The 25,538-nt window shown below is 63.4% G+C and carries 21 protein-coding genes; 4 read left to right on the plus strand and 17 right to left on the minus strand.

Going from position 1 to position 25,538, the window contains the following annotated elements; all coding sequences use genetic code 11:
• Positions 1–148: 148 nt before the first annotated feature.
• Positions 149–1,498: an 8-oxoguanine deaminase gene (locus V1286_RS19310; RefSeq protein WP_334481768.1), complete on the minus strand. Its 1,350-nt coding sequence runs from the start codon at positions 1,496–1,498 to the stop codon at positions 149–151.
• A 139-nt stretch (positions 1,499–1,637) separates the two neighbouring features.
• Between V1286_RS19310 and V1286_RS19315 the strand changes: the two genes are divergently transcribed.
• The 3 genes from V1286_RS19315 (at position 1,638) to V1286_RS19325 (ending at position 6,357) form a co-directional block, all read left to right on the plus strand.
• Positions 1,638–2,459 (plus strand): FAD binding domain-containing protein, encoded by an 822-nt coding sequence (locus V1286_RS19315; RefSeq protein WP_334481769.1) that lies wholly within the window; start codon positions 1,638–1,640, stop codon positions 2,457–2,459.
• 2 nt (positions 2,460–2,461) lie between these two features.
• Positions 2,462–5,185, plus strand: coding sequence for a molybdopterin-dependent oxidoreductase (locus tag V1286_RS19320; RefSeq protein ID WP_334481771.1), 2,724 nt, complete (start codon positions 2,462–2,464; stop codon positions 5,183–5,185).
• Between the two features lie 305 nt (positions 5,186–5,490).
• The gene (locus tag V1286_RS19325) at positions 5,491–6,357 is read left to right on the plus strand and encodes an alpha/beta hydrolase (RefSeq protein WP_417021162.1); all 867 of its coding nucleotides are present in this window, start codon (positions 5,491–5,493) and stop codon (positions 6,355–6,357) included.
• Between the two features lie 98 nt (positions 6,358–6,455).
• Here V1286_RS19325 and V1286_RS19330 read toward each other — a convergent pair whose 3' ends face one another.
• From V1286_RS19330 to V1286_RS19375, 10 genes are all read right to left on the minus strand, one after another.
• The gene (locus V1286_RS19330) at positions 6,456–6,827 is read right to left on the minus strand and encodes a Rieske (2Fe-2S) protein (protein WP_334481774.1); all 372 of its coding nucleotides are present in this window, start codon (positions 6,825–6,827) and stop codon (positions 6,456–6,458) included.
• Positions 6,817–7,521, minus strand: coding sequence for an ABC transporter ATP-binding protein (locus V1286_RS19335; protein ID WP_334481775.1), 705 nt, complete (start codon positions 7,519–7,521; stop codon positions 6,817–6,819). The genes V1286_RS19330 and V1286_RS19335 overlap by 11 nt, the downstream gene beginning before the upstream one ends.
• The gene (locus V1286_RS19340; protein WP_190241754.1) at positions 7,514–8,296 is read right to left on the minus strand and encodes an ABC transporter ATP-binding protein; all 783 of its coding nucleotides are present in this window, start codon (positions 8,294–8,296) and stop codon (positions 7,514–7,516) included. The genes V1286_RS19335 and V1286_RS19340 overlap by 8 nt, the downstream gene beginning before the upstream one ends.
• On the minus strand, positions 8,296–9,342 hold the full coding sequence (locus tag V1286_RS19345; RefSeq protein ID WP_334481778.1) for a branched-chain amino acid ABC transporter permease: 1,047 nt from the start codon (positions 9,340–9,342) through the stop codon (positions 8,296–8,298). Before V1286_RS19345 ends, V1286_RS19340 begins: the two co-directional genes overlap by 1 nt.
• Positions 9,339–10,211: a branched-chain amino acid ABC transporter permease gene (locus V1286_RS19350; protein WP_334481780.1), complete on the minus strand. Its 873-nt coding sequence runs from the start codon at positions 10,209–10,211 to the stop codon at positions 9,339–9,341. The genes V1286_RS19345 and V1286_RS19350 overlap by 4 nt, the downstream gene beginning before the upstream one ends.
• 71 nt (positions 10,212–10,282) lie before the next feature.
• The gene (locus tag V1286_RS19355) at positions 10,283–11,437 is read right to left on the minus strand and encodes an ABC transporter substrate-binding protein (protein WP_334481781.1); all 1,155 of its coding nucleotides are present in this window, start codon (positions 11,435–11,437) and stop codon (positions 10,283–10,285) included.
• A gap of 80 nt (positions 11,438–11,517) precedes the next feature.
• Entirely contained in the window at positions 11,518–12,714 is a 1,197-nt protein-coding gene (locus V1286_RS19360; protein ID WP_334481782.1) for a xanthine dehydrogenase family Fe-S subunit, read from the minus strand.
• Positions 12,711–13,547 carry an FAD binding domain-containing protein gene (locus tag V1286_RS19365; protein WP_334481783.1) on the minus strand — a complete coding sequence of 279 codons (837 nt, stop codon included), beginning with the start codon at positions 13,545–13,547 and terminating at the stop codon, positions 12,711–12,713. The genes V1286_RS19360 and V1286_RS19365 overlap by 4 nt, the downstream gene beginning before the upstream one ends.
• Positions 13,544–15,835 carry a xanthine dehydrogenase family protein molybdopterin-binding subunit gene (locus tag V1286_RS19370; protein ID WP_334489755.1) on the minus strand — a complete coding sequence of 764 codons (2,292 nt, stop codon included), beginning with the start codon at positions 15,833–15,835 and terminating at the stop codon, positions 13,544–13,546. The genes V1286_RS19365 and V1286_RS19370 overlap by 4 nt, the downstream gene beginning before the upstream one ends.
• A 128-nt stretch (positions 15,836–15,963) precedes the next feature.
• The gene (locus tag V1286_RS19375; RefSeq protein WP_334481784.1) at positions 15,964–17,241 is read right to left on the minus strand and encodes an amidohydrolase/deacetylase family metallohydrolase; all 1,278 of its coding nucleotides are present in this window, start codon (positions 17,239–17,241) and stop codon (positions 15,964–15,966) included.
• 164 nt (positions 17,242–17,405) lie between these two features.
• Between V1286_RS19375 and V1286_RS19380 the strand changes: the two genes are divergently transcribed.
• The gene (locus V1286_RS19380) at positions 17,406–17,900 is read left to right on the plus strand and encodes a MarR family winged helix-turn-helix transcriptional regulator (protein WP_334481786.1); all 495 of its coding nucleotides are present in this window, start codon (positions 17,406–17,408) and stop codon (positions 17,898–17,900) included.
• A 153-nt stretch (positions 17,901–18,053) separates the two neighbouring features.
• On the opposite strand, the gene nikE is transcribed toward V1286_RS19380, so the two are convergent.
• From nikE to V1286_RS19410, 6 genes are all read right to left on the minus strand, one after another.
• Positions 18,054–19,721 carry an ABC transporter ATP-binding protein gene (nikE, locus tag V1286_RS19385; protein ID WP_334481788.1) on the minus strand — a complete coding sequence of 556 codons (1,668 nt, stop codon included), beginning with the start codon at positions 19,719–19,721 and terminating at the stop codon, positions 18,054–18,056.
• Positions 19,718–20,566 (minus strand): ABC transporter permease, encoded by an 849-nt coding sequence (locus V1286_RS19390; RefSeq protein WP_334481789.1) that lies wholly within the window; start codon positions 20,564–20,566, stop codon positions 19,718–19,720. The genes nikE and V1286_RS19390 overlap by 4 nt, the downstream gene beginning before the upstream one ends.
• On the minus strand, positions 20,563–21,594 hold the full coding sequence (locus tag V1286_RS19395; RefSeq protein WP_334481790.1) for an ABC transporter permease: 1,032 nt from the start codon (positions 21,592–21,594) through the stop codon (positions 20,563–20,565). The genes V1286_RS19390 and V1286_RS19395 overlap by 4 nt, the downstream gene beginning before the upstream one ends.
• Before the next feature lie 12 nt (positions 21,595–21,606).
• Positions 21,607–23,223 carry an ABC transporter substrate-binding protein gene (locus tag V1286_RS19400; protein ID WP_334481792.1) on the minus strand — a complete coding sequence of 539 codons (1,617 nt, stop codon included), beginning with the start codon at positions 23,221–23,223 and terminating at the stop codon, positions 21,607–21,609.
• A 119-nt stretch (positions 23,224–23,342) separates the two neighbouring features.
• A complete protein-coding gene (locus tag V1286_RS19405) occupies positions 23,343–24,779 on the minus strand; it encodes an NAD(P)/FAD-dependent oxidoreductase (RefSeq protein WP_334481794.1) in 1,437 nt (478 codons plus the stop codon).
• Positions 24,776–25,537, minus strand: a complete 762-nt coding sequence (locus tag V1286_RS19410; RefSeq protein WP_334481796.1) for an SDR family oxidoreductase — start codon at positions 25,535–25,537, stop codon at positions 24,776–24,778. Before V1286_RS19410 ends, V1286_RS19405 begins: the two co-directional genes overlap by 4 nt.
• Between the last annotated feature and the right edge of the window lies 1 nt (position 25,538).

Below are 25,538 nucleotides of genomic sequence, written 5' to 3' on the forward strand. Positions count from 1 at the left end.
CAGCCCCATGCAAAGTAGGAATGGGGCCTCGCTCCATCCGAAAACGCAAGATCTAGTTGGAAATCGACCATCGCAAATCTCTGCTCGTCATTTCCGGATGCGCCTCTTGGGGCAGGCCTCAGATGTGCAATGGCACATCGGGGAATCCTTACCCCTGATGCATCGCGCGCGCGGCGGCGCTGTGGCGGCGGATCAGGTCTGACAGGTCGAGACCTGGGATCGCTCCATCCGCCACCACCCAGCGTCCGCCGACCATCACCCGGTCGGCGCGATGCGCACCGCATAGCACCAGTGCAGCCAAGGGGTCGCCATGGCCGGAGAAGCGTAGTTCGTCGAGCTTGAACAGCGCGAGGTCGGCGGTCTTCCCGACCGCGATTTCGCCGAGCTCGGGCCGCCCGATGCAGGCCGCCGAGCCCTTCGTGGCCCAGCGCAGCGCGTCCTTGTGGCTGACACGGCCGACACCGTAGCGTGCCCGTTGCAGCAGGAAGGCAGCGCGGACTTCCTGCATCAGGTTGGACTCATCGTTCGACGCCGAGCCGTCAACGCCGAGCCCGATCGAAACCCCCGCCTCCTCCATCTCGCAGACCGGGCAGCAACCCGACGCCAGGATCTGGTTGCTGCATGCGCAATGGCTGATAGCGGTCTTGGCCTTGCCGAGCCGCTTCATCTCGTCGGAATTGAAGAAGATGCCATGGGCCAGCCAGGTTCGTGCATTTAGCCAGCCGCATTGTTCGAGATAATCCAGCGGGCGGCAGCCATGCATCTGCTCGCAGAACTTGTTCTCGTCCTCGGTCTCGGCCAGATGCGTATGCAAGCGGACATCGAGCTTGTCAGCAAGTGTGGCGGTCTCGCGCATCAGCGAGGTTGTCACTGAAAACGGCGAGCATGGCGCCAGCGCGATCTGCGTCATCGCATCCTCGCCGCGCTGATGGTGTTTCGCCACCACGCGTTCGCTGTCGGCCAAAATCGTATCCTCGTCCTGCACCACGGTGTCGGGCGGCAGCCCGCCATCCTTCTGCGAGCGGTTCATCGAGCCGCGCGTCAGCAGCACGCGGATGCCGAGCCGCCGGGCGGCGGCGACCTCGATGTCGACGGCGTCCTCAAGCCCGGCCGGAAACACATAATGGTGATCGGTCGTGGTGGTGCAGCCCGACAGCAGCAGTTCTGACATCGCTACGGTGACACCCAAATGGAGCGATTCCGGCGTCAGCCGCGCCCAGACCGGATAGAGTGCCTGTAACCACGGGAACAGTTCGCGGTCCAGCGCCGCCGGAAGTGCCCGCGTCAGCGTCTGGTAGAAATGATGGTGGGTATTGATCAACCCCGGCAGTACGACATGGCTACCGGCGTCGTAGGTGACGGCATCTGCCGTCACCGGCTCCCGGCCGCGCGGCACCAGTTCGACGATCTTGCCGCCGCGGACCACGAGGCCGCGCTCGGCGCCGTCAGCGAGAATGGAGAGGGGATCCCTGATCCAGATCGCCTGCGTTTGGTCCATAATCCCACCTGATTTGCGAAGGCGCGGTTGCGAATGCCATCCTCTTGCAAGGACCGTCCCAACCCGAATGGCAATTTGGCGCTGGACTTGCAAGACTTCATAGTCGGAGATGCATCTACTTGAAAGTGTTACCGTATCCATGGACCTGAACACCATTGCCGAGGTTGCCCATCCGACGACGCGGGATCAATTGCCCGTTTGGACGGCAGGCGATGCTTGGCTCGCCGGCGGAACCTGGCTGTTCTCCGAACCGCAGACCCATCTGAAGAGGCTGATCGATCTGACCGACTTGAAATGGCCTGCGCTGGCCATCGGCGAGACCGAGCTTTCAATCGCGGCGACCTGCACGGTGGCGCAGCTCGATGCGCTGGCCTGTCCGCCGGAATGGATCGCCTCGCCGCTGATCAACCAGTGCTGCCGCGCGTTTCTCGCCTCCTTCAAGATCTGGAAGACAGCCACCGTCGGCGGCAACATCTGCATGTCGCTGCCGGCGGGACCGATGATCTCGCTGACCTCGGCGCTCGACGGTGTCTGCACGGTCTGGCAGGCCGGTGGCGGCGAGTGGAAAATTCCCGTCGCCGAATTCGTGACCGGCGACCAGCGCAACGTGCTCGCGCCGGGTGATCTGTTGCGGCAGATCGATATCCCGCTCGCGGCCTTGAGGCGGCGTTCGGCGTTCCGCCAGATTTCGCTGACGCCGGTGGGCCGCTCGGCGGCGCTGCTGATCGGCAGCGTGACCAGCGACGGCGGATTGGCGCTGACGATTACGGCATCGACCAAGCGGCCTGTTCGATTGTCCTTTGCGGGAATCCCGAACGGCAACGAATTGAGCGAAACGATTTTGCAGCACATTGCCGACGACCTCTACCATAGCGACGTTCACGGCAAGCCATTATGGCGCAAGCATATGACGCTGCGGCTCGCGGAAGAGATCCGCGTCGAATTGCAGGGCACGGCATAGACATGACGTTCCAGATCAACGGCAGGGAGTTTTCCGAAGCGCCGCAACCCGGCCAATGCCTGCGCACGTTCCTGCGCGAACTCGGCCAGTTCGGCGTCAAGAAGGGGTGCGACGCCGGCGACTGCGGCGCCTGCACCGTGCTGATCGACGGCGAGCCGGTGCATAGTTGCCTGATCCCGGCCTTCCGCGCCGACGGTCACGCCGTGACGACGATCGAAGGTCTTGCGCCGGATGGCGGCACTCATCCGATGCAACAGGCGTTCCTGGACGCGCAGGGCTTTCAATGCGGCTTCTGCACATCAGGCATGATCCTGACCTGCGCATCGCTGAACCAGGCGCAGCGGCAGGACCTCGGCGCCGCGCTGAAAGGCAATATCTGTCGTTGCACCGGCTATCGCGCGATCGAGGATGCGCTGAATGGCAAGAACAACATCGAAGACGCCGCCGCGGGCACCGCATTCGGCCGCAGCCTCCCTGCCCCCGCCGGACCGCAGGTGGTGCACGGGGAAGCGCGCTATACGTTCGATGTTGCGCCCGAAGGTATGCTGCACATCAAGATGCTGCGTTCGCCGCATCCGCACGCAAGAATCATCTCGATCGACAAGCGTGCGTCTCTCGGCGTTCCCGGCGTGCACACGGTGCTGACGTTTGAAGACGCGCCGGACCGCCTGTTCTCGACCGCGCGGCACGAGTGGGATTGGATGGATCCGGACGACACCCGTGTGCTCGACAACGTCGTCCGCTTTATCGGGCAAAAGGTCGCCGCCGTGATCGCCGAGACCGAAGCCGCCGCGGAGGAAGGCTGCCGGCAACTCGACGTCGCCTACGAAATCCTGCCGGCGGTGGTCGATCCCACAGCCGCCATCACGCCGGGCGCCCCTGCGATTCACGGCGACAAGACGCCGGTAAACCGCGTCGCGAATGCAGGCCGCAACATCGTGGCGGAAATCCATGGCGAATTTGGCGATGTCGCGGGCGCACTGGCGCAAGCTGCCGTCACCTATGAAGGTACTTTCACGACCCAGCGGGTCCAGCATGCGGCCCTGGAAACCCATGGCGGCCTTGCCTGGGTCGATGCCGATGGAATCCTCAATGTCCGCTCCAGCACGCAGGTACCATTCCTGACGCGGCGTACGCTGGCCGACCTCTTCCGTCTCCCGCCCGACAAGGTGCGGGTGTTCTGTGAACGCGTCGGCGGCGGGTTCGGCGGCAAGCAGGAAATGTTCGTCGAGGACATTCTTGCGCTCGCAGCGCTCAAGACCGGCCGCCTCGTCAAATTCGAACTGACGCGGGAAGAACAATTCATCGCGACCTCGACCCGGCATCCGATGCAGGTCACGGTGAAGGCGGGTGCTGACAAGGACGGCAAACTGACGGCGCTGCAGCTCGACGTCCTCTCGAACACCGGGGCCTATGGCAACCACGCCGGCCCGGTGCTGTTTCATTCGGTCGGCAAATGCATCGGCGTCTATAACTGCCCGAACAAGAAGGTCGACGGCGTCGCCGCCTATACCAACACCGTGCCCGCGGGAGCCTTTCGCGGCTATGGCCTGCCGCAAACCCTGATCGCGGTAGAGGCCGCGATCGACGAACTGGCAAAGCAGCTCCGCATCAGTCCGTTCGAGATGCGACGCCGCAATGTCGTCAAACCCGGCGATCCCACGTTGTCGCCGCCGGAATCCGAGTATCACGATGTGCTCTATGGCAGCTACGGCCTCGATCAATGCCTCGATCTGGTCGAGCGCGCGATGGCCGCCGAGGCGCCGCCGCCTTCGCTCTCCGCGGACTGGTTGACCGGAGACGGCATCGCGCTGACCATGATCGACACCGTGCCGCCGGCCGGTCATTTCGCCGATTGCAGCATTTCGCTGCGGGATGACGGCGGCTTCGACCTCACGGTCGGCACCGCCGAATTCGGCAATGGCACCAGCACCGTGCATCGCCAGATCGCCGCGTCCGCGCTGGCGACGACCGTCGATCATATCCGTCTCTTGCAATCCGACACTGCACATGGCGGCCACGACACCGGCGCCTATGGCAGCGCCGGGACCTTCGTCGCCGGGCGCGCGACACAGGTTGCGGCCGAGGCGCTGGCCGGCCAACTGAAGCAATTCGCGGCGTCGTTGTCGGGCGAAAACCCTGATACGTGCACCCTCGACAGCCACGCCACTGTCTGTGCCGGACGCCGCACTCCTTTTGTCCAGCTCGCCGCCTCCGCGCACTCGCGTGGCAAGGTCCTCAGTGCCAGCGGCAATTCGTCAGGCACGCCGCGTTCCGTCGCCTTCAATGTACAGGGCTTTCGCGTCGCCGTGAATAAATACACCGGCGAACTCAAGATCCTGAAGAGCGTGCAGGCCGCCGATGCCGGCCGTGTCGCCAATCCGATGCAGTGCCGCGGCCAGATCGAGGGCGGGGTCGCTCAATCGCTGGGTGCGACGCTCTACGAGGAAATGGTGATCGACGACAACGGCCGCGTCATCAATCCCAAATTCCGCGACTATCATCTGCCATCCTTTGCGGACATTCCCCGCACCGAAGTGTTCTTTGCCGACACGTCGGACACCCTGGGGCCGATGGGCGCCAAATCGATGAGCGAAAGCCCGTACAACCCGGTCGCCGCCGCGCTCGGCAACGCCATTGCCAACGCCACCGGCATCCGCTTCACGGCAACCCCGTTCAAGCCGGACCGGCTATGGCCGCTGTTGCATGAGAAGTTTGGCAAATAGGCTTCGTCATTGCCTGCGGCAAACGCGAAGCGTTTGCGCAAGGGAGCCAGGGGTCCGGCCGACAGCCAATCACTCGTCGGGCTTCCTGCGATCATACGACCAGCCAAACAGGCCGGTTCTGCGAAGGCCGGCGCCAGCGCATGTTGGCTGTACTGAGATTTTGCTTGATCACTTGGTGCACATCGTGCACACGCTGCCTTCTATCTAATTGAAAAACCTAAACTCTCGCTTCAATCCATCGTGGGACCGACTGGTGATCTTCGCTTGGCTTGAATGACAACGAACGCTTTGTTTCTGCAGGAGTGATGTGTGTGACTGATATCTCGGCGACGAAAAATGGACCGCTCGATCCCCGGCTGAACTGGGCCACGCTTTCCCAAGCGGAGCGCGACGCTGCCTATGACAACAATGCGGCGGTGAAGAACAGCCCAGCGCTGATCGCGGAAAGAAACCAGATGTCCGAAGCGCTGCGCGCCAGCCGCAAATCATTTCTGGATATACCGTATGGCGACCGCGAAAAGACGAAGATCGATCTTTATCCGGCCGCCGACAAGACAGCCCCCTGCCTGGTGTTCCTGCACGGCGGTTACTGGCAGCGCAATTCGCGCGAGTTGTTTGCCATGCTGGTCGAAGGCGTCGCGGCCCATGGCTGGTCGGTTGCCATTCCCGGATATTCGCTGGCCCCGGACACGTCACTGACGGAGATCGTGACAGAGATATCACGGTCGCTCGATTGGCTGGCCCAAAACGGCGCGTCATACGGCATGTCCGGGCCCGTCGTGCTCTCGGGCTGGTCGGCCGGCGCTCACCTCGCCGCAATGGCGCTCGATCATCCGCGCGTCACCGCGGGACTGACGATTTCCGGCGTGTATGATCTTGCACCCATCCGCGACACGGGGCTCAACAACGCGCTGAAGCTGACCGACCTTGAAATCGCGCGACTTTCGCCGCTTCGCCTGCCCGCCGTCCACAAGCGGCTCGACATCGCCTACGGCACGGCCGAACTTCCGGCGCTGGTTTTCGATTCAATCAAGTTTCATGAATCGCGCATGGCCGCGCACGCACCAGGCAAGCTTTTCCCGATCGAAGGCGCAGACCATTTCAGCATTCTCAGCGAACTGCGGCGGCCTGGCGGCGCGCTTGTCGAAATCGCCCGGAAGCTCGTCGGCTAGAGCCTTTTCCGTTCCGATGGAATCGGAACGGGGCTCTAGATTTTTGATTTGACGCGTTTTCTTGGCGCGAACCGGTCTCCACTTCGCTGGAAAACGCTCTAGGTCGCCGGCGACTTGATCGCCGCAGCGTCGATCCAGATCTGATCGTCCCTGATCCGGACCGGGTATAGCCGCAACGGCCGGCTCGGCCAACCGTAGGAAATCCGGCCATGACGGAGATCGAACGAAGCCGCGTGACGGGGACAGAACAAGCGTCCTCCCGCCGGATGTCCGAGACTGAGGTCCGCCTGTTCGTGCGGGCACATCCGTTCGCAGGCGACCACGCGTCCTTCGCTCGAGACCAGGATCAAATCGACGCCGGTCACGCGGACGCAGACGATCGTTTGCGAAATCAGCCGGCTAAGCCCGCAGACCGGCATCCATTGCCCGTCGCCTGACAACGCCGCCGTTTCAGGCCGCTCATCCGCCAAGATAGGCCTTCCGCACGTGCTCGTTCTCAATCATATCGGCGCCCGGCCCGGACAGAACGATGCGGCCGCCTTCCAGCAGATAGGCGTAGTCGCACATATCGAGCGCAGCAAACGCGTTCTGCTCCACCAGCAGTACCGTCGTCCCGGCATCACGGATGCCGCGGATGATCGCAAAGGTCCGCTCGACGATGTTGGGCGCGAGCCCGAGGGAAGGCTCGTCGAACATGATCAAGCGAGGGCGCGACATCAGGGCCCGACCGATCGCCAGCATTTGCTGCTCACCGCCCGACAGGGTGCCGGCGGCCTGTTTTCTCCGTTCGGCAAGGCGTGGAAACTCGGCGTAGATCCGAGCGCGGTCCTCCGATATCTCCGCGGATTTGGTGCGCAGATAGGCACCCATGTCGAGATTTTCCTCGACCGTCATGTGTGGAAATACCCGCCGTCCTTCCGGACAATGCGCGATGCCTGAGGCCACCACGCGCGGCGGCTTGGCGCCCGCAATGTCCTTGCCCTCGAACAGCATCGATCCGGAGCGCGGCGCGACCAGCCCGGAGATCGCGCGCAGCGTGGTGCTTTTGCCGGCGCCGTTGGCGCCGATCAGGGCGACGAGCTGCCCGGCCTTGACCTCCAGCGAAATGCCGCGCAACGCCGTGACGCCGCCATAGCCACACACCATGTCGCGGATCTCAAGCACGTGTCGCTCCCTGCCCGAGATAGGCCTCGATGACGGCCGGGTCGTTCCGGATCACGTCCGGCGAGCCCTCGGCAATGATCCGGCCGTAGTTCAGCACCACTATGCGATCCGAGACGCTCATCACCATCGGCATGTCGTGCTCGACGAGCAGGATGGTGACGCCGCGGTCGCGGATGTTGCGGACCAATTGCACGAAGGTGTGCGTTTCCGAGGCGTTCATGCCGGACACCGGCTCGTCGAGCAGCAGCATCGACGGCTCGGCTGCTAGCGCCAGCGCCACGCCGACAAGCCGCTGCTCGCCGTAGGACAGTGATCCCGCAAGATCGTGGGCGCGGCGTTCGAGGCCGACCCATTCGACCAGTTCGCTGGCCCGTTCGCGCAAACGCCGCTGCGACGACCGGGCGCGCGGCAGGCCCAGAATGGCCTCGAGCAGGCTCACCCTGCCCTGGCGATGCAGCCCGACCAGCAGATTGTCGTAAACGGTGTCGTTCGGAAACACGCTGGTGCGCTGGAAGGTGCGGATCAATCCCAGGCCAGCGATCTGATGCGGCTTCAATCCATTGAGCGCCGTCCCGCGATAGCTCACGGCGCCATGGGTTGGATCCAGGAAGCCGGTAACGACGTTGAATGCCGTCGTCTTGCCGGCACCGTTAGGCCCGATCAGGCTGACGATCTCGCCCTCGCCGACCGTGAAGTTCATGTCCGAGAGCGCAACGAGCCCCCCGAAGTGCACGGCAACCTTTTCTACCCTCAATGCCGTCGCTGGAGCTGTCATCACGCATGCTCCTTGGCGTCACGTTCGGAGAAAGCAACCGGGGCAACCGTCTCGATCCGTTTCCTCGGTTTCGCAAACCGTTGCGCCAGCGATGGCACGATCCCGCGCGGCAATACGAACAGGATGACGATCAGCACGCCGCCATAGGCGATCCATTGCGCCTCCGGCGCCATGATCGGGCGCAGGAATACCGGCAGCAGTCCGAAGATCATGCCGCCGACGACAGGCCCGGCCAGCGATCCCTTGCCGCCGGTGATGACCATGATCACCATCGTCACGGTATTGATGAAGGCGAACACTTCCGGATCGATGATGCGGATATAGTGTGCGTAGAGACTGCCGGCCGCGCCTGCGATCCCTGCCGAGATCACCGCTGCCAGCGTGAGCGTCTTTGTCACGTCGATGCCGACCGATACCGCCAGCGTTTCGTTTTCCATCAACCCGCGCATGGCGCGGCCGAAATGAGAATGGACCAGACGCGAGATCAGCAGATAGGTGACAACCGCGACGGCAAGCACGAGGTAGTAGTTCTGCAGCTTGGTGCGCAGCGTCAGATCTCCGAGACCCGGCAATCCGATCGTAATCGATGGAATGTTGGTCAGCGCCAGCGGGCCCTGCGTCAGCTCGACCCAGTTCAGCGCCACCAGGCGGACCACCTCGGCAAAGGAAATCGTCACGATCACGAAATAGGCGCCGCGCACACGAAACGACAGCAGCCCAACGAGATATCCGCACAATCCAGCGATGACGATTGCCAGCGCAAAACCGACGATCGGCGGCCAGGGTTCGTGAACGATGCGAAAGCCGAAGGGCAAGCCGACGTCAAAGCCAAGCGACGTCAATGCGCTGACATAGGCGCCAATACCGAAGAACGCGATATGACCGAGGCTGAGCTGGCCGGTGAACCCAAGCAGAAGATTGAGGCTCATTGCGCCGATGATGAAGATGCCGGTCGTGATCAGCGCGTTCATGAGATACGGATCGCGCAGCCACAGCGGCACCGATGCAAACGCGACGACCGCGAGAATGGCGACCGCTGACTTCATCCGACGCGCTCCGAGCGCGCGAAAAGTCCGGTCGGCTTGAAGATCAGAACCGCGATAATGATCAAAAAGCCCATGGCGTCGCGGTATCCAGATGAAACATAGCCGGCGCCCAGTTCCTCCGCCAATGCCAGAATGAAGCCGCCAATGACCGCGCCGGTGATATTGCCGAGCCCGCCGAGGATCACGATCGCGAATGCCTTGACGGCGGCGAGATCGCCCATTTGCGGGAAGATGACGTAGACCGGACCAAGCAGTGCCCCCGCCGCGGCTGCAAGGCTCGAACCGATCGCAAACGTCGAGGTGTAGATCAGATCGACATTGACGCCCATCAGCGAGGCGGTGTCCTGATCCTGAAAGGTCGCCCGCATCGCGCAGCCGAGTTTTGTTCTGTTGATCAGGAGATAGGTGACGACGATCAGCATCGCGGCCGCGGCGAGCACGAACAGCCGCAACCAGGACACCGAGATCGGACCCAGCACCAGCGGCGCGTCGGGGAACGGCGTCGTCACCGATTTCGCCACGCCGCCCCAGATCCACAGAGCGCCGGACTGCATCGCGATCCAGGCGCCGATCATGACCAGCATGGTCGTGTCGATATCGGAGCCGCGCAGCGGCCGCAGCAAGGTCAGTTCGATCGCCGCGCCAAGTAGCCAGCCGGCGACAACGGCGAGCGGCAACGCCAGAAAGAAGTTAACTCCGAGCTGATGCACCACGATGAACATGATGTAGGCGCCGAACGTATACAGCACCCCATGCGTGAAGTTCACGACGTTCATAATGCCGAAGATCAGCGTCAGCCCGATCCCCAGCAGCGCGTAGGTGCCGCCGAGCACCAGCATGTTGATCAGATGTTGCAGAAATTCGCTCAAGGTTGCTCCCAGATATCCTGATGCCGGCGAGGTCCGCGGCTCGCCGCGGCCTCGCCATCAGCAACGTGACGTCAGAGCGTCTTCATGTCGATCTTGCCGTCGGTGATTTCGATCAGATAGACGTTGGGCTGGCTCTGACCGCTCTCCTTGCCTTCGGGACCGGATTTGCGGAACACGATGTCGCCGTTCAGGCCCTTGATCTTGATATCCCACAGCGCCGCCTTGATCGCTGCAGGCTCCGCTTTGCCCGCCTTCTCGATCGCGGCTGCCGCGGTGCGAATGCCGTCATAGCCACGAAAACTCTCGGTGCACCCGGCAAAGTCGAAGCCGCGCTTCTTCCATTCGGCGATGAAGTAGTTGGTCGCCTCCGGGTTCGGCGTCTTGTCGGGGAACCACGGCAGGAAGGTCGTCAGGTGCATGGTGCCGTTGGCGGCGGCCCCCGCCTGCGCGATGATCTGGTCCGGATTCTGCGAGCCCCCGGTGGTGATGATGCGCTTCTTGAGGCCCAGCGCTGCCGCCTGCTTGAAGATCAGCGTCAGCTGGTCCACCGCCGTGGTCACGATGATGGTTTCGGAATCGGTACCCTTGAGCTTGGAGAGCTGTGCGCTCATGTCCTGGGCGCCCTGATCCATGGTCTCGACGGCGCCGACCGTGATCCCCTTTTCCTTCATCATCTTGCTGAAGTCTTCTGCGGTGCCGCGACCCCAGTCATTGTTGATGACGAGGAAATCGACCTTCTTCAATTCGAGCTTGTCGACGATCCCCTTGAAGGCCGCGGCCTCGATCGCCGACGGCGGCGAGATGCGGAAGATGTAGGGATTGCCGGTCGTGGTGATCTTGCCCGACGAGGAGGTCTCGACCACCATCGGCGTTTCGTATTCCATCAGCTTGGGCATCACCGCAAGCGTCAGGCTCGAGCCCCACGCCCCCATCAGCACCGGCACCTTGTCGCTCGTGATCAGCTTTTCGGCGACGGCGGCCGCTTCCGTCGGATTGCTCTTGTTGTCCTCGATGACGAGTTCGAGTTTCTTGCCGAGAATGCCGCCCTTTGCGTTGATCTCATCGGCAGCGATCTTGGCGCCGTTGACGACGTAGGTACCGGAAGCGGCGAACGCGCCCGTAAGGGGCTCGTTCACGCCGATCTTGATGGTCTGAGCCTCGGCGGCACCACCCAACAAGGCAGCCGCCAGCACAATCGCCGGAACAATTCTGAAAGTCCGTGTCATTTGGTTCTCCAATCTCACGCTGTTCATCTGTCCGCAGTTCAAACTTCGTCGTTTCCATATCGCGCGGAAAATCCGGTCCATCACGTCGCTCCACCCTTGTTGGACAAGAAACGACCGACCCAACCCGCGAGCCGCGCGCGCAAAAGGCCGAACGCAAGCGCCATTCCATTCAGTTCGACCGCTGTGGCGTCGCCCGGCGACGTACCCGACAGCCGGCGATCGAGATTGCCGGCAAACTCCGCGATCAATCGCGCCGCGAGGTCACGCACCAGCCCCGGCCTCCCGACCTGCGCCAGCATGCCCGTCAGCGTGTATCCGATAGAAAGATCGACACGCGTCCCCTGCTCGATCGGCACCAGCCGATAGCGGATTTCGCCCTGCGTCGAAGACCGGCTGCGCCGGTCGTTACCGATGCCGACGATTCGGCCGGACATATCGGTGGGGCTTCGCTCGACGCGCGCGGCGCCCTGAAACGTCCCGGCGATCGGGCCAATCCTGACACGGATGGTGCCCTCGACGCGCTCCGGCCTCGGCGGCCCCGTCAACGACGCGCCGGGAAGGCATGCCGCGACGGCCGCGATATCGTCGAACATCGCAAACACCTGCTCGGGCGGGTGCGCGACGGTGAACTGCTGCTCCAGGACAGTGGCGGGGGTGAAATCCGGAATCGAGGCGACCGAACCGACCGCCTCCGGCGACATTGGTTCGCTTTCGACCGGCCGCATGCGTTCGGTCCGGTCCGCGTCGCTTCGATCTGAGCCGACGGGACCCAGGATCTTTCTCCCTCCGTCCGGCATCGGCGCAATATCGCGGGCGCGCCGCGCTTCGATCACAGACTTGACCGCACGCACGATACCGACATAGCCGGTGCACCGGCACAGATTGCCGCTCAATCCGACACGGATCAGGCGCTCGTCGGCTTGCGGCAGGCGCAGCACAAGATCACGCGCCGAGACCAGCATTCCCGGCGTGCAATAGCCGCATTGCAACGCATGTTCGCGGGTGAAGGCCGCCCGAAGTTCCGTCGTAACGCTGTCGTCGTCGAGCCCTTCGATCGTGGTGACCTCAGCCCCCTCGCAGGCCACCGCATAGGTGATGCATGAGCGCGCCGGGACGCCGTCAAGCAGCACCGTGCAAGCCCCGCAGACGCCGTGTTCGCAGCCGAGATGCGTACCGGTCAGGTCGAGTTTTTCACGGACAAAATCCGCGAGATTGGTGCGCGGCTCCGCCGATACCTGCACGGCACGCCGGTTTACGGTGAGTGCAATCATGCTCATGCGGCGGCCTCACTGACCGCGCGCTTGAGCACGTTCACATGAATATGCCGATGCGCCGCGCTCGATACGCCCGCCTTTGCCAGGAGGACGTCAGCTACACGCATGTCGAAGCGATCCTTGTAGTCGCCGGCAATGCGTCCGCCAAACAGCTCTGCAGCGCTGGTTATGACGATCGGCGCGGCATCGATCGCGCCGATCACGACGCGGGCCGATGCGGCGCTCGGATCGATCAGGATCGCCCCGATCGCATGCGCAAATTCGCCGGTCTTGCGACAACTCTTGGCGTAGCCCCAATGCGCCGACGCCGGCATCGCCGGGACGTGAATGGTCTCGACAACCTCGCCATCGTGCAACGCAGATTCGAGCGCGCCGATGATGAAATCCTCCATCGCCACCATGCGCGCACCCGCGCGGCTTCGCAGCGTCAATCGTGCACCCAGCGCCGACAGCGCCGATACCCAGTCTGCCGCGGGATCGGCGTGGCTGAGCGATCCACCAACCGTGCCGCGATTGCGCACGGCGCGGTAGGCGATGTTGCCGGCGACGCGCTGCATGGCGCCGCGCGTGACGTCCGGAATGCGTCCGTCCTCGATATCGGCGTGGGTAACACAGGCCCCGAGCACCAGTTCGTCGCCGCGACGCTCGACCTGCTTAAGCTCGGCAAGACCGGTGATGTCGACGATCATCTGCGGCTCCACCAGCCGCAGATTGAGCATCGGACCAAGCGACTGGCCGCCGGCCATGATCTTGGCGGATGTTTTGGCCTCGCCGAGCACGGCAAGCGCCGCCTGCAGGTCGCGTGGACGTTGGTAGCCGAAAGGCGCCGGTTTCATGCCGCCGGCCTTTCTGCGTCGCGCGCGGCCAGAACCGCCTCGACGATGCGAATTGGCGTAATCGGCGACTGCATCAGCTCTACGCCAAGCGGCCGCAGCGCGTCGTTGACGGCGTTGGCAATCGCGGCCGGCGGCGCGATAGCGCCGCCCTCGCCGATACCCTTCACGCCGAACTGCGTATAGGGTGACGGCGTCTCCATGTGATCGAGACGTGGCGCCGGCACTTCGGTGGGACCAGGCAGCAGATAGTCGGCAAGCGTCGTCGCCAGCGGCTGGCCGGACGCATCGAACGGCATCTCCTCGTACAGCGCGGTCCCGATGCCCTGGGCCAGGCCGCCATAGATCTGGCCGTCCACAACCATCGGATTGACGAGAACGCCGCCGTCTTCGACGATAACGTAATCGAGGATTTCGACCTCTCCGAGATCCGCATCGACCGCAACGACCGCGGCATGCGCGGCATAGCTGAAGGTTCCGGTATCGCGCTGCGGCTTGTAGCCTGCTGTGACCTCTAACCCACCGGGATCGACGTCAGCAGGCAGATCCTGCGGCCGGCGATACCAGGTGCGCGCGATTTCCTTCAAGGTGACGCTGCCGTTGACGCCGCGCACTTCGCCGTTCTGCAGCACCACTGCGGCCGGATCGTGCTGCAACAGCTTGGCACCGATGCGTCTGGCGCGCTCCCCCAACTCGCGGCATGCTGTTGCAACCGCGCCGCCCGCCATCACCATCGAGCGCGAGCCCCAGGTGCCGGTCGAATACGGCGTCATCGCTGTGTCGCCGAGGATGATGCGCACCTTGGCGACGTCGACGCCCAGCATCTCGTGGGCGACCTGCGCCAGCGTCGTCTCCATGCCCTGCCCATGCGAATGCACGCCGACGCGGAGTTCAAGGCCGCCGTCCGGCGTCAGCCGTGCGGAGGCCTGTTCGTGACCGGGCACCATCGGAATGCCCCAGCCGGAGTAGACCGACGTGCCATGCGCGGCCTGCTCGCAATAGATCGAGACGCCGACGCCGATCCGGCGCCCGTCTGCTTCGCCCTTGCGCTGACGCGCACGCACGCCCTCGACGTCAATGGACGCTAGTGCCCGTCGCATCGCCTCCGGATAATCGCCGCTGTCGAAGTGCTTGTTGGTGATGTTGTCGAACGGCATCTGCTCGGGCTGCACCAGATTGCGCAGGCGGACCTCGCCCGGCTCCAGCCCGGCTTCCGCTGCGACCAGATCGAGCATCAGTTCAAGTGCAAAACAGACGCCGGTGCGGGCCACGCCGCGATAAGGCAGGATCGGGCATTTGTTGGTGGCGACCGAAAACGTCCGGCAGCGATAGGCCGGCATCAAATAAGGTCCAGGCAGAATGCTGGCGACCTGCGCCGCCTCGAGGCACGCCGAGAACGGATAGGACGAGTAAGCGCCGGAATCGACGGTTGCTTCGCAGTCAATGCCCCGCAGCCGTCCGTCGCGATCGGCATAGACGGTGATCTTGTAGTGGTGCTCGCGGCAGTTGGAGCTGGCGGTGAGATGCTCGCGGCGGTCCTCGGTCCAGCGCACCGGATGGCCGAGACGCATCGTCAGCCACGAAAGGCAAACTTCTTCCGGCAGCAGTATCCCCTTATGCCCAAAACCGCCGCCGACGTCAGGCGAAACGACGCGGATTCGGCCCTGCTCCATGCCCAGGCACTCGGCAAGGCCGCTGCGCGTGATGTGCGGCATCTGGGCCGAGGAATACAGCGTGAGCTGGTCGAGACGGTGATCGAAGGTCGCAACCACGCCACGCCCCTCGAGCGGCGACATGCACTGCCGCGCGGTCGATATTTCTCGCGACACCTTGATCGGCGCATCGAACGCCCTGGAGATGTCGACCTCGAAATTGGTTTCGAGAAAGACGTTATCTCCCCACTGCTCGTGCACCAGAGCCGAACCCGGCTCCCGCGCTCTCAGCATGTCATGGACGGCAGGAAGCTCTTCGAGATCGAGCGTCACCGCCGCCGCAATGTCCTCGGCCTCGGCACGCGTCGACGCCACGCACATGGCGACGAGTTCGCCGACCTGACGCACCTTGCCGGTGGCAAGCACCGGCTGCTCGGAAATCTTGAAGCCCGGCAACCCTGAAACGGCGCGGATCGGATTGACGCCGGCCAGATCCGCCGCGGTAAAGACGCTGGCGCGATAGCGCTCCGGCACGTGGATGCCGCGGATCAGCGCATGCGCCAAAGGGCTGCGCACAAACGCAACGTCCTGCAGCCCGGCAAGACGGATATCGGCCACGAACTGACCGCGGCCGCGCATCAGCCGATCGTCTTCCTTTCGCGGCAGGCGCGCGCCGACGCCTTGTCCGGCGCCCGCTCCGCCTGCGGAAGGAAACTCGCGCTCATTGCGCACGTCGCATTCTCCTCGATCGACCTGACGTGACCTCCCTACGCCGCGACGGCCTGCGGCAGAATCGGCGCCACCGCGTCGTATCGCGCTCCGGCGCGCAGACAGAACGCCGGCTGCAGCAGGCGCTCGGCGACGACTTCATTGTTCTCGTTGTCGCGAAGGACAAATCGTCCGGTTCGCTCTCCGATCACCGAGACGTCAGCCTCCCCGCCAATCCTGAGGGCGCCGATTTCGTCAGCACGGCCGAGCATCCTGGCTGGATTGGAGGTGACCATCGGCACGACCTGTTCGAGCGTGAGGCCGAGCGCCATCATCGAGCTCATGGCCTGAACGAGGCTGAACTTGGCCTGGCCGGCGAAGGGATGGTTCTCGTCGTCCTCGTGCTGCTCCGGCGTGCCGGCAGGCGCAGGCACGTGGGTGTTGTAACCGTGAATGTCCGCGCCGAGCGTGGTGGGAACGATGCCGGCGGCGAGCGCCTTCTTCGCGAGACGATAGGAGAAATGGCTGCCGTGACCGACGTCGACCTTCAGGCCGCGATCGAGCGCCGCCTGAATCACGGGATGCACTTCACCCTCGCGGTTGACGAAGCCGCCGGGATGGCGCGTGAACGGATGCGCCAGCACGTCACCCTCCCGCAGCAAGGGGATCACGCGCTCCAGGATAGTGTCGACATCTTCGCCATTGGTGCCGCTTTCGGGCAGGCCCCAAAGTTGACCGAAATGCACATAGACCGGCAGATCGGCGCGGCGTCCGATCTCGGCCGCCATTTCGATGACGCGAATGCCCCAACGCGCGAAGCCGCCGATCTCCGCATGGGCCTTGATGCCGCGAACAATGTCGAGATTGGCCGTCGCTGCCTTCACCGAGGCATCGATATCGACACCTTCGGGACTATAGAGTTGCGGATAGTAATGGCCCTCTAGCCCGCCCACCAGGTAAGCCGACAGGAAGGCATAAACGCGCGACTTCGCGTGCTCAGCCACGAAGTGCCGGAAACCGGGCAGCGTCATGCACGACGGACCGCCCTGATCGACCAACGTCGTCACGCCGGACTGAACGCCCACCATGTCGGCATTCATGCCGAAGCGGCCGGTGACATATTGATAGACATGCGCGTGCGTATCGATGAGCCCGGGCAATACCAGCTTGCCGGTCACGTCGATGACCTCTTTGGCGCTGGTCGGCAGGATGTCCTGTTGCACGGCGGCGATCTTGCCGTTGCGAATGGCGACGTCCCTGATCCCATCGATGCCGGAGGCCGGACAGATCACACGGCCGCCGCGCAGAAGCTGGTCGAAGGTGGCGCTGATAGCCATGAAAGATCTCCTCTGTCCTCGCCGGCGGAGTTGGTCACCGCGCGCATCAGAATACGAAGCATACTTCGTATTTTACAAGAGCAAACTTCATGCCATGATCCAGACGTGGCGAAGCCGATCGAATCGAGCTATTCGCGCTGATGTTCCGAGGCTGGGAGAGTGCATTGCGGAAGGCAAAAAAGCGTCGCGGCGAGACCAAGCACCGCCCCTGGCCGCTGTCACAACGGCCGGGATTTCTGATCCGGCGGCTGCATCAGATCCATGTCGCGCTGTTCCACGAAGCATGCGGCGAATTCGAGATCACGCCACTGCAATACAGCCTGCTTTCGGCGCTCGCAGTGCGAAAAACCGCCGATCAGACCACATTGGCGGCCGATATCGCACTGGACAGGACGACGACGACCGGAGCGCTCAAGCGACTGGCCGCCCGCAATTTCGTCGAGAGAGCCGTAGATGACGAGGACCGCCGCGCGCGGCTCTGTAAATTGACGCCGGCGGGAGCGGCGCTTCTGGCGAAAATCGAGGCCTCGGCGCGGTCCGCGCACCGCGCCACGCTCGATAGTTTAAGTGAAAGGGAGCAAGCCGCATTCGTCGACATGATGCAGCGCATCGTCGCGGCGCACTCCAATCGCGACAGCGCTACTGCCCTATTCGATTGAACACCACGGTGCCATCTGCCGCCTTTTTAACTCGGACTGCATAATTTGTAATCATCCGAGACTTGGCGCCGGCTTCCATTGGACGCAGCGGAAAGCCACTGCAACCGATCGAGCGAAAGCGGCTCCTTGCAGCCGTCGTGCCCGTCAATGATATCAGGTTGCGAACGCAGCTAATTTTGGCTCGATATTCGGCACGGCTTCGACCAGCTCGCGTGTGTAGGCGGTTTTCGGATTGTCGAACATCGCCCGGCTTTCGCCTTGTTCGACGATGCGGCCGTTTTGCAGAACGATAGTGCGATCGCACATCATGCGAACGACGTTGAGATCGTGGCTGACAAAGAGGAAGGCCAGGTCATCCTCACGCCGCAACCGGTCGAGCAGTTGCAGCACCACCGCCTGCACCGAGACATCCAACGCCGCTGTCGGCTCGTCCAGTACCAAGAGGCGCGGACGGCAGGCAATGGCGCGGGCGATGCCGACGCGGGCCTTCTGGCCGCCCGAGAGTTGATGCGGGAAGCGCGTCAGCAATTCGATTCCCAGTCCCACGCGCTGCGCGCACTCCTCCACCCGCTGCCGCAAGGCGTCGCCTGCGCGCATGCCGCCGAGCCGCAGCAGCGGATGGGCGATGCAGTCAAAGGCAGTGAACCGCGGATTGAGGCTGTCGTTCGGATCCTGAAAGACGATCTGGATATCCTTGCGGAACGGTGACCGGTGAAAATCGCGTGCCGGGATATGGCCGATCGACTGTCCCTCGAACGCGATCTCCCCCTCGCTCGGATCGATCAGCCGGCAGATAATGCGCGACGTCGTGCTCTTGCCGGAACCGGATTCGCCGACCAGACCGACGCTCTCGCCGGCGCTGATCGTCATGGAAAAGTCTGCCACCGCCGCGGCGCCCTGATCGAACCGTTTTGCGAGTTTCTGCACTTCCAGCAGCGGCGGCGTACCCGGCGCGGGTTGCGGCCTGGGTGCGACGGGCATCGCCACGTGCCGCCCCCTCTCCTCTTCCGGCACCAGGTCCGCGATCCGCGAACTCGCCGTGGGCGAAGCCGCCACCAGACGTTTGGTGTAAGGGTGCTGTGGCGCGTGAAAGAGAGTTTTCGGCTCGGCCTCCTCGACCAGCCGGCCCTGCTCCATCACCACGACGCGGCGACAGTAGCGGGCGGCGAGACCGAGGTCATGGGTGATCAGGATGGTCGCCATGCCGCGCTCGGCCGCAATCCCGGTCAGAAGGTCCATCACGACTTTTTGTGTCGTGACGTCGAGGCCGGTCGTCGGCTCGTCGGCGATCAAGAGCGCCGGGTTACAGGAAATCGCCATGGCGATCATCACGCGCTGGCACATGCCGCCGGAGAGTTCGTGCGGGTAAGCGGCCATCCGCTTTTCGGGATCGCGAATTTGTACCGCACGCAGCAGCTCCAGCGCCTGAGTGCGCGCTTCATCCCGGGGCATTCGCTTATGGGCCGTAATCGCATCGGCTATCTGGTCCCCGACGGCACGGATCGGATTAAGCGCCCCACGCGGGTTCTGGAAGATCATCGCCATCGCCGCGCCATGCAGATGGCGAAAATCACTCCCCGATATCCGCGTGATGTCCTGCCCGCGAAACCGGATATGGCCTGCCGCGATCCGGCCGGCCGCATCGAGCAGCCGCGTGATCGCAAAACCGGTGACGGATTTGCCCGAGCCGCTCTCGCCGACGAGGCCGAGCATCTCGCCCTCGCCAAGCGACAGCGTGACGCCACGTACCGCCTCGACAAGGCCACGCCGTGTCGAGAAGGTGACGTGCAGGTCGCTCAATGCCAGCAGTGATGGGGTCATGTTCGCATGCGGGGGTCGAGAATATCGCGCACCCCGTCGCCGAGGAGATTGAAACACAGCACCGTCAGCATCAGCGCCAGGCCTGGAAAGGCGACCAGCCACCATTTGCCGGTGGAAATGAAGCGCGCGCCTTCCGCAACCATGATGCCCCATTCCGGCGTCGGCGGTTTGACGCCGAGGCCGATAAAGGAAAGTCCGGCCGCATTGAGAATCGCCCAGCCCAGGTTAAGCGAGATTTGTACCGCCATGGCCGGCAGCACGTTCGGCAGCAGGAAGCGCAGCACGACCGAAAGGTGGCTGTCGCCGCAGGCGCGCGCCGCTTCGACCCAGCCGACATTGCGACGGACATTCACCTCCGCCCGCGCAAAGCGGATGTAGAACGGCAGATTGATAATGGCGGTCGCGATGACGATATTCTCGACCCGATTACCGAGTGCGGCGACCATCGCCATGGCCAGCACGAACAGCGGAAAGGCCATCACGACGTCGACGAAGCGACCGACGCCGCGATCGAGACGGCCACCGGTATAGCCGCAGATCGCGCCGATGACGGCGCCGATGGCAAAGGAGATTCCGACCGCCGAGAGGGCAATGGCGAGATCGAGCCGTGCCGCGACGATAAGGCGGCTGAACACGTCGCGGCCGAGTTGATCGGTGCCGGCGATGTGCGCCGCGCTCGGCGGCATCAGGGCCTGCGACACGTTCGAGACGATCGGATCGTACGGCACGATCCACGGCCCGAAAATGGCGATGAGGGCAAGCAGGAAGACGCCGGTAGCGGCAACAGCGGTAAGCGGGTTGTCGCGCAGAATCCAGCCGGCATGGCGAAGCGTCGCACTGGTCATCCGATTGTCACCCGCGGATCGGCGATGCCATAAAGAATATCCACCAGCAGATTGACGATCACGAATACGGTCGCCATCAGCAGCACAAACCCCTGTACCGGCGCATAATCGGAAGAAAGCAGCGCGTCGAGCGCGTAGGAAGCGACGCCCGGCCAGGAGAACACCTTCTCCACCAGGACATTGGCGCCGAGCATGGTCGAGAACACGATGCCTGCGATAGTGATGACCGGCAGGATGGCGTTGCGCAACGCATAGGTAACGACGACCCGCCACCACGGAAGACCCACCGAACGCGCGGTGCGCACGAAATCGCTGCCCAGCGAGACCAGCATCGAGGCCCGCGTGATGCGCGCCAGTGGCGCCACCACAAACAGCGCCATGCTCAGCGCCGGCAGGATCAGTTGCCTGAAGGCGGCCCACCATCCATCGAAATCGCCTGCGAGCAGGAAGTCGATCAGCAGGAAACCGGTCCGCCTTGGCGGCAGTGACGCAAAGATATCGACCCGGCCGGTCGGGTCAGGCGCGAGCCCGAGCAAGTAATAGAAGACATAGATCAGCAACAGGCCCGAAACGAACGTCGGCACGCAGACGCCGAGCGCGCAGAAAAACCGCACGCCGTGGTCGATGATGGAGCCTGGTCTCAGGGCGGCCAGCACACCGAGCGGCACCGCCGACAGCAGCGCGATCAGCAACGCCGTGAAGGTGAGTTCCAGCGAGGCCGGCAGCCGCTCGCGGAGATCTTTGGTGACCAATTGCCCGGTCATCATCGATCTGCCGAGATTGCCGCTGCCAACATCATAGAGATACAGCATCAGTTGTTCCGGCACCGGCTTGTTGAGCCCCATCTGCTTGCGGATGACCTCGATCTCCTCATTGCCGGCATTCGGCCCGGAAGCAAAGAACACCGCCGGATCGCCCGGCAGCACCCGCATCAAGAGGAAGGTGAAGACGAGCACGCCAAAGAGCGCCGGCAGCGAGGACAGGAAGCGCCTGCCCGCCCGTATCACCGTTGCTCCAAACGCCGCCATCTGACCTACCCGTTACTTGCGATTGAGATCGCGGTAATCGACCTGGCGGTGGAACTGGTAAGTGTAGCCTTCGACCGAGGACGCCATCACGGCGTCTTGGCTGGGCTGCCAGAGTGGTATCTGCGGTATCTCGCTGAAATGGATGGCGTTCAGCTTGACGCCGTCTTCCTCGTACTTGGCGGCATCGGGTTCGAAGCGGGCCTTCTGCGCGATCTCCGCCAGTTCCGGATTGTTGATTGATGAGTAATTCCAGCGCTGATTACCGGTGTAGAAGTTGCGGTAGAAATAGTCGGTCGACGGCAGCCAGGCGACGATTCCCTCGGTGAAGAAGGGAAGCTTCTTCTCATTGATCTGCGTCGACATCTGCGCGTCCGGCAGCTTCTGGATATCAATCTTGATGCCGATCTTGGCGAGCGATTCCTTCACCAGGGCAGCCATCGGCTCGGCGGTCGAGGCCTGGCCGACATTGAAGCTGAACGTGGTCGAGAAGCCGTCAGGCATGCCTGCCGCCTTCAGATATTCCTTGGCCTTCTCGAGGTCGAGCTTCACCGGCTGTGGGATCGGATAGGCGCCGCTCGTAGGCTTGCCGTCCGCCCAGGTCGCGCCGAACAGCGGCGAGCCGCGGCCGAACAGCGCCGCCTTGAACATGTCGTCGTAGGGCAACGCAAAGGCGATGGCGCGACGCACATTGACGTTGTCGAAGGGCGGGATCTGGTTGTTCATCGAAACGAAGGTGACGGAATTGTACTGTGGCGTCGAGATCACCTTCAGCTTGCCCTTTGCCTCGAGCGACTGGACGTCACTTGCCTGCAGGTCGACGACGATATCGGCGTCACCGCGTTCGACCAGATTGGCGCGTGTCGCCGGCTCCGGCACCGACTGCACGATGACGCGCTTGAAGAACGCCGACTTATCGGGTGTACCGCGATTCCATTCCGCGTTGCGCGCCATGATCACCTGTTCACCCGGCTTGAAGGTCTCGATCTTGTAGGCGCCGCTACCGGCCGTGTTCTCCTTCAACCATGCCAGTGCCCAGGGATCGTCTGCCGTCGCATGCGCCTTCGCAACCTTGGAGTTGATGATGATCGGATAGACGGTGGCGAGATTGGGAAGCGCAAGCTTGTCCGGCTTCGGCAGCGTCACCTCGATGGTCAGGGGATCGATCACCTTGAACTGGTCGGCCGATGTCATCGATCCCGTGAGCAATTGCGCCTTGCCGAGGACCGGCGCCGTGACGACCCGGTCAAGCGACCATTTGACGTCTTCCGCCGTCACCGGCGTGCCGTCCTGGAACTTGGCGTCCTTGCGCAGGCGAAATGTCATCTTCAACCCATCCGGGCTGACTTCGTAGGATTCGGCAAGCTCGCCTGTGATCTTGCCGAGATCAAACACCCATTTGCCGTTGAGTTGTTTGCGGCCGAAGGAAACCAGCCGGTCGTAGGTGCTCAGGCTCACCGCAAAAGCTTCGCGGGTCGACCCCGGAATATTCGGGTCGAGCGTATTGACGGATGCTCCGGTCACGTAGCGCAACGTTTCAGAACGTGTTTGCGCCTGCACCGATCCAGCCGCCAGTGAGAACGCGATGGAGGCAACCACCGTAAGCAGACGCCTGGATCCTGTAACGCTCATCGAACTTATTCCCTGTTTGGCCGAGTTTATTTTCTGAATGAGAACATCAACTTAAAGCAAGGGATATGCCAACCGAACACCGCCGGAGATACAAGCATGGTAGGTATGAGCGAAACCGTTCACCGTTCCTCGCCCATAGCCGGCGCTTGCCGCGCGACGACGGCCTGCGGCACGTCATACGCCTGGAACGAAGCCCAGTGCCGCTCGATGTCCGCGCGAAACAGGCCGCGTGTCAACCCATGCACGAGTTTCGGCACCGCCGTGGTCATCGCATTGATCGATGAGCCCGAAGCGCCGAAGCTCATGGTGGAGGCAATCGCGAAGACATGGATGTCCGCAATCCAGGGTGTTTCGCCGGCGGCGCGCTCCATCAGCGCGTAGTCGTCGGCGAGATAGGGAAAGCGTCCGAGGCGCGGACTGCACTCGTCTGGCGGCGGCTGGTAGCGGTCGGCCCAGGTCGCGATGTTGGCGGCGCAGTTTCGCAGTTCGGGCCGGCCTGCAAAATTCATGTCGATCCCGGTGCCGCAGATCACGAAGTCAGCTGCGAACTCGCCCCTTGGCGTCTGCAATTCGACGCCATGAGCGGTTTCCCTGGCGGCGCCGATCGGCGCGCGCTCCTGCAGGCGAAAATTGGGATGGCGGGCACAGCGATCGTAGGTCGCCTGCGGGAAACCCTCGCGCATCTCCAGAACGGCACGCATGAAGCGCCAGCGCCAGGCATCATCCAGATCGCAGAAATGCCGAAGGAAGCCACGGAAGGTGAGCCAACGGTAGGGCTGGATCACCTGGATCTCCGCCCTGCGGCAGAACAGATCCACCTCGGCCGCGCCTGCTTCCAGCGCTGTGGCGGCATTGTCGAAGGCCGAGGCGCCAGCGCCGATCACCGCAACCCGCTTGCCGCGCAATGACGCGAAGTCGATCGGCTGCGCCGCGTGCGCGCAAAGCTGCGACGGCAGATGGCGCAGCGGCTCCGGAAAGGTCCAGTCGCCCATGCCTTCCTGCCCCGTCGCCAGCACGATCTTCCGCGCAAAGACAATGTCGATGCCAACAGCGGTCTGTACCTTCGCCGCGAGCAATCCACCGGCCGCCGGCGCGATATCGATGACCTCGCAACCATTGCGCACCGGCAGGTCCACGACGCGCCTGAACCAGAGCAAATATTCCGCCCAAAGCTCGCGCGAAATCAGGTCGAGATTCCGCCAATCCTGCTCGCCGAAGCGCGCCTCGTGCCAGGACTGGTAGGTCAGGCTCGGGACATCAAGATCAGGCCCGGTGAAATGCTTCGGACTGCGCAGCGTGTGCATCCGGGCATAGGTCAGCCATGGTCCTTCTTTTCCCTCCTCGGATTTGTCGAGCACGAGGATGTTGCTCACTTGCGAGCGCATCAGCCCAAACGCCGTCGCGAGCCCCGATTGCCCGGCACCCACCACGAGCACGTCCAGCGCCGGCCTGTCGTCCGGCCCGAGTTTTGGCGTAAGCCACGCGGCATTCGGATGCGCGGTCTTGGCAAGATCGGCGCGAACCTGGGCTTCGAGAGCGACAAGGGCGCTGTTCATGCCGCGAGCCAACCGCCATCGACCACCATCACAGTGCCGGTCGTAAAGGAAGACGCATCGCTGGCCAGATGGAGTGCGGCCTCGGCCACCTCCTCGGCCTTTCCAAACCGTTTCATGGCGTGGCGGTTGCGCGACGCTTCGCGCACCGGCTCGGGATCGGCGTGACGGGCAAAACTGCGCCGCAGCATCGGTGTGTCGATGGCGCCCGGCGCAATCGCATTGACGCGGATGCCATCCGTGGCGAAATCGAGCGCCATCGTCCGGGTCAGGCTGATGATCGCCCCCTTCGCAGCGATATAGGCGCTGTTGCCCTTGCCGCCGGCGATCGCGAGCTGCGATGCGAGCGTGATGATCGAGCCGCTGCCCTGCCGCTGCATCTCGGGCACCGCCGCGCGCGACCAAAGCCAGGAGCCGCCGACGTTGGTACGGAACACCGCGTCCCAATCGACGGGGTCGGTGGTCAGCACCGTGCCCCCGCAGGAAAACCCTGCGGCGGCCATCAGCACATCCAACCGGCCACGCCGCGCCATAACATCGGCCACGGTATCCTTCGCGAAATCGGCCTCGCCGACATCGCCGACATGCAGCGATGCTTCGCCTTTCGCGCCCTCGATCGTCGCCAGCGTCTCCTGCAAGCCCGCGCGATCGCGATCGACCAGCGCAACGAAGGCGCCTTCCTTCGCGAAAAGTGCTGCGCTGGCCCTGCCGATGCCGGAGCCGGCGCCGGTCACAATCGCTGCCCGCCCTGCCAGTCTCATG

Origin of the sequence: Bradyrhizobium algeriense, assembly GCF_036924595.1 — a bacterium.
Lineage (GTDB): Bacteria > Pseudomonadota > Alphaproteobacteria > Rhizobiales > Xanthobacteraceae > Bradyrhizobium > Bradyrhizobium algeriense.

What these genes read in the sequence shown, in the direction of transcription:
- V1286_RS19405 (WP_334481794.1), bottom strand. Translation starts at nt 24,779, where the DNA reads ATGAACAGCGCCCTTGTCGCTCTCGAAGCCCAGGTTCGCGCCGATCTT.
- V1286_RS19340 (WP_190241754.1), bottom strand. Translation starts at nt 8,296, where the DNA reads ATGACAGCTCCAGCGACGGCATTGAGGGTAGAAAAGGTTGCCGTGCAC.
- V1286_RS19310 (WP_334481768.1), bottom strand. Translation starts at nt 1,498, where the DNA reads ATGGACCAAACGCAGGCGATCTGGATCAGGGATCCCCTCTCCATTCTC.
- V1286_RS19390 (WP_334481789.1), bottom strand. Translation starts at nt 20,566, where the DNA reads ATGACCAGTGCGACGCTTCGCCATGCCGGCTGGATTCTGCGCGACAAC.
- V1286_RS19370 (WP_334489755.1), bottom strand. Translation starts at nt 15,835, where the DNA reads ATGCGCGGCCGCGGTCAGTTCGTGGCCGATATCCGTCTTGCCGGGCTG.
- nikE (WP_334481788.1), bottom strand. Translation starts at nt 19,721, where the DNA reads ATGACCCCATCACTGCTGGCATTGAGCGACCTGCACGTCACCTTCTCG.
- V1286_RS19325 (WP_417021162.1), top strand. Translation starts at nt 5,491, where the DNA reads ATGTGTGTGACTGATATCTCGGCGACGAAAAATGGACCGCTCGATCCC.
- V1286_RS19320 (WP_334481771.1), top strand. Translation starts at nt 2,462, where the DNA reads ATGACGTTCCAGATCAACGGCAGGGAGTTTTCCGAAGCGCCGCAACCC.
- V1286_RS19355 (WP_334481781.1), bottom strand. Translation starts at nt 11,437, where the DNA reads ATGACACGGACTTTCAGAATTGTTCCGGCGATTGTGCTGGCGGCTGCC.
- V1286_RS19375 (WP_334481784.1), bottom strand. Translation starts at nt 17,241, where the DNA reads ATGGCTATCAGCGCCACCTTCGACCAGCTTCTGCGCGGCGGCCGTGTG.
- V1286_RS19360 (WP_334481782.1), bottom strand. Translation starts at nt 12,714, where the DNA reads ATGAGCATGATTGCACTCACCGTAAACCGGCGTGCCGTGCAGGTATCG.
- V1286_RS19400 (WP_334481792.1), bottom strand. Translation starts at nt 23,223, where the DNA reads ATGAGCGTTACAGGATCCAGGCGTCTGCTTACGGTGGTTGCCTCCATC.
- V1286_RS19345 (WP_334481778.1), bottom strand. Translation starts at nt 9,342, where the DNA reads ATGAAGTCAGCGGTCGCCATTCTCGCGGTCGTCGCGTTTGCATCGGTG.
- V1286_RS19395 (WP_334481790.1), bottom strand. Translation starts at nt 21,594, where the DNA reads ATGGCGGCGTTTGGAGCAACGGTGATACGGGCGGGCAGGCGCTTCCTG.
- V1286_RS19410 (WP_334481796.1), bottom strand. Translation starts at nt 25,537, where the DNA reads ATGAGACTGGCAGGGCGGGCAGCGATTGTGACCGGCGCCGGCTCCGGC.
- V1286_RS19365 (WP_334481783.1), bottom strand. Translation starts at nt 13,547, where the DNA reads ATGAAACCGGCGCCTTTCGGCTACCAACGTCCACGCGACCTGCAGGCG.
- V1286_RS19315 (WP_334481769.1), top strand. Translation starts at nt 1,638, where the DNA reads ATGGACCTGAACACCATTGCCGAGGTTGCCCATCCGACGACGCGGGAT.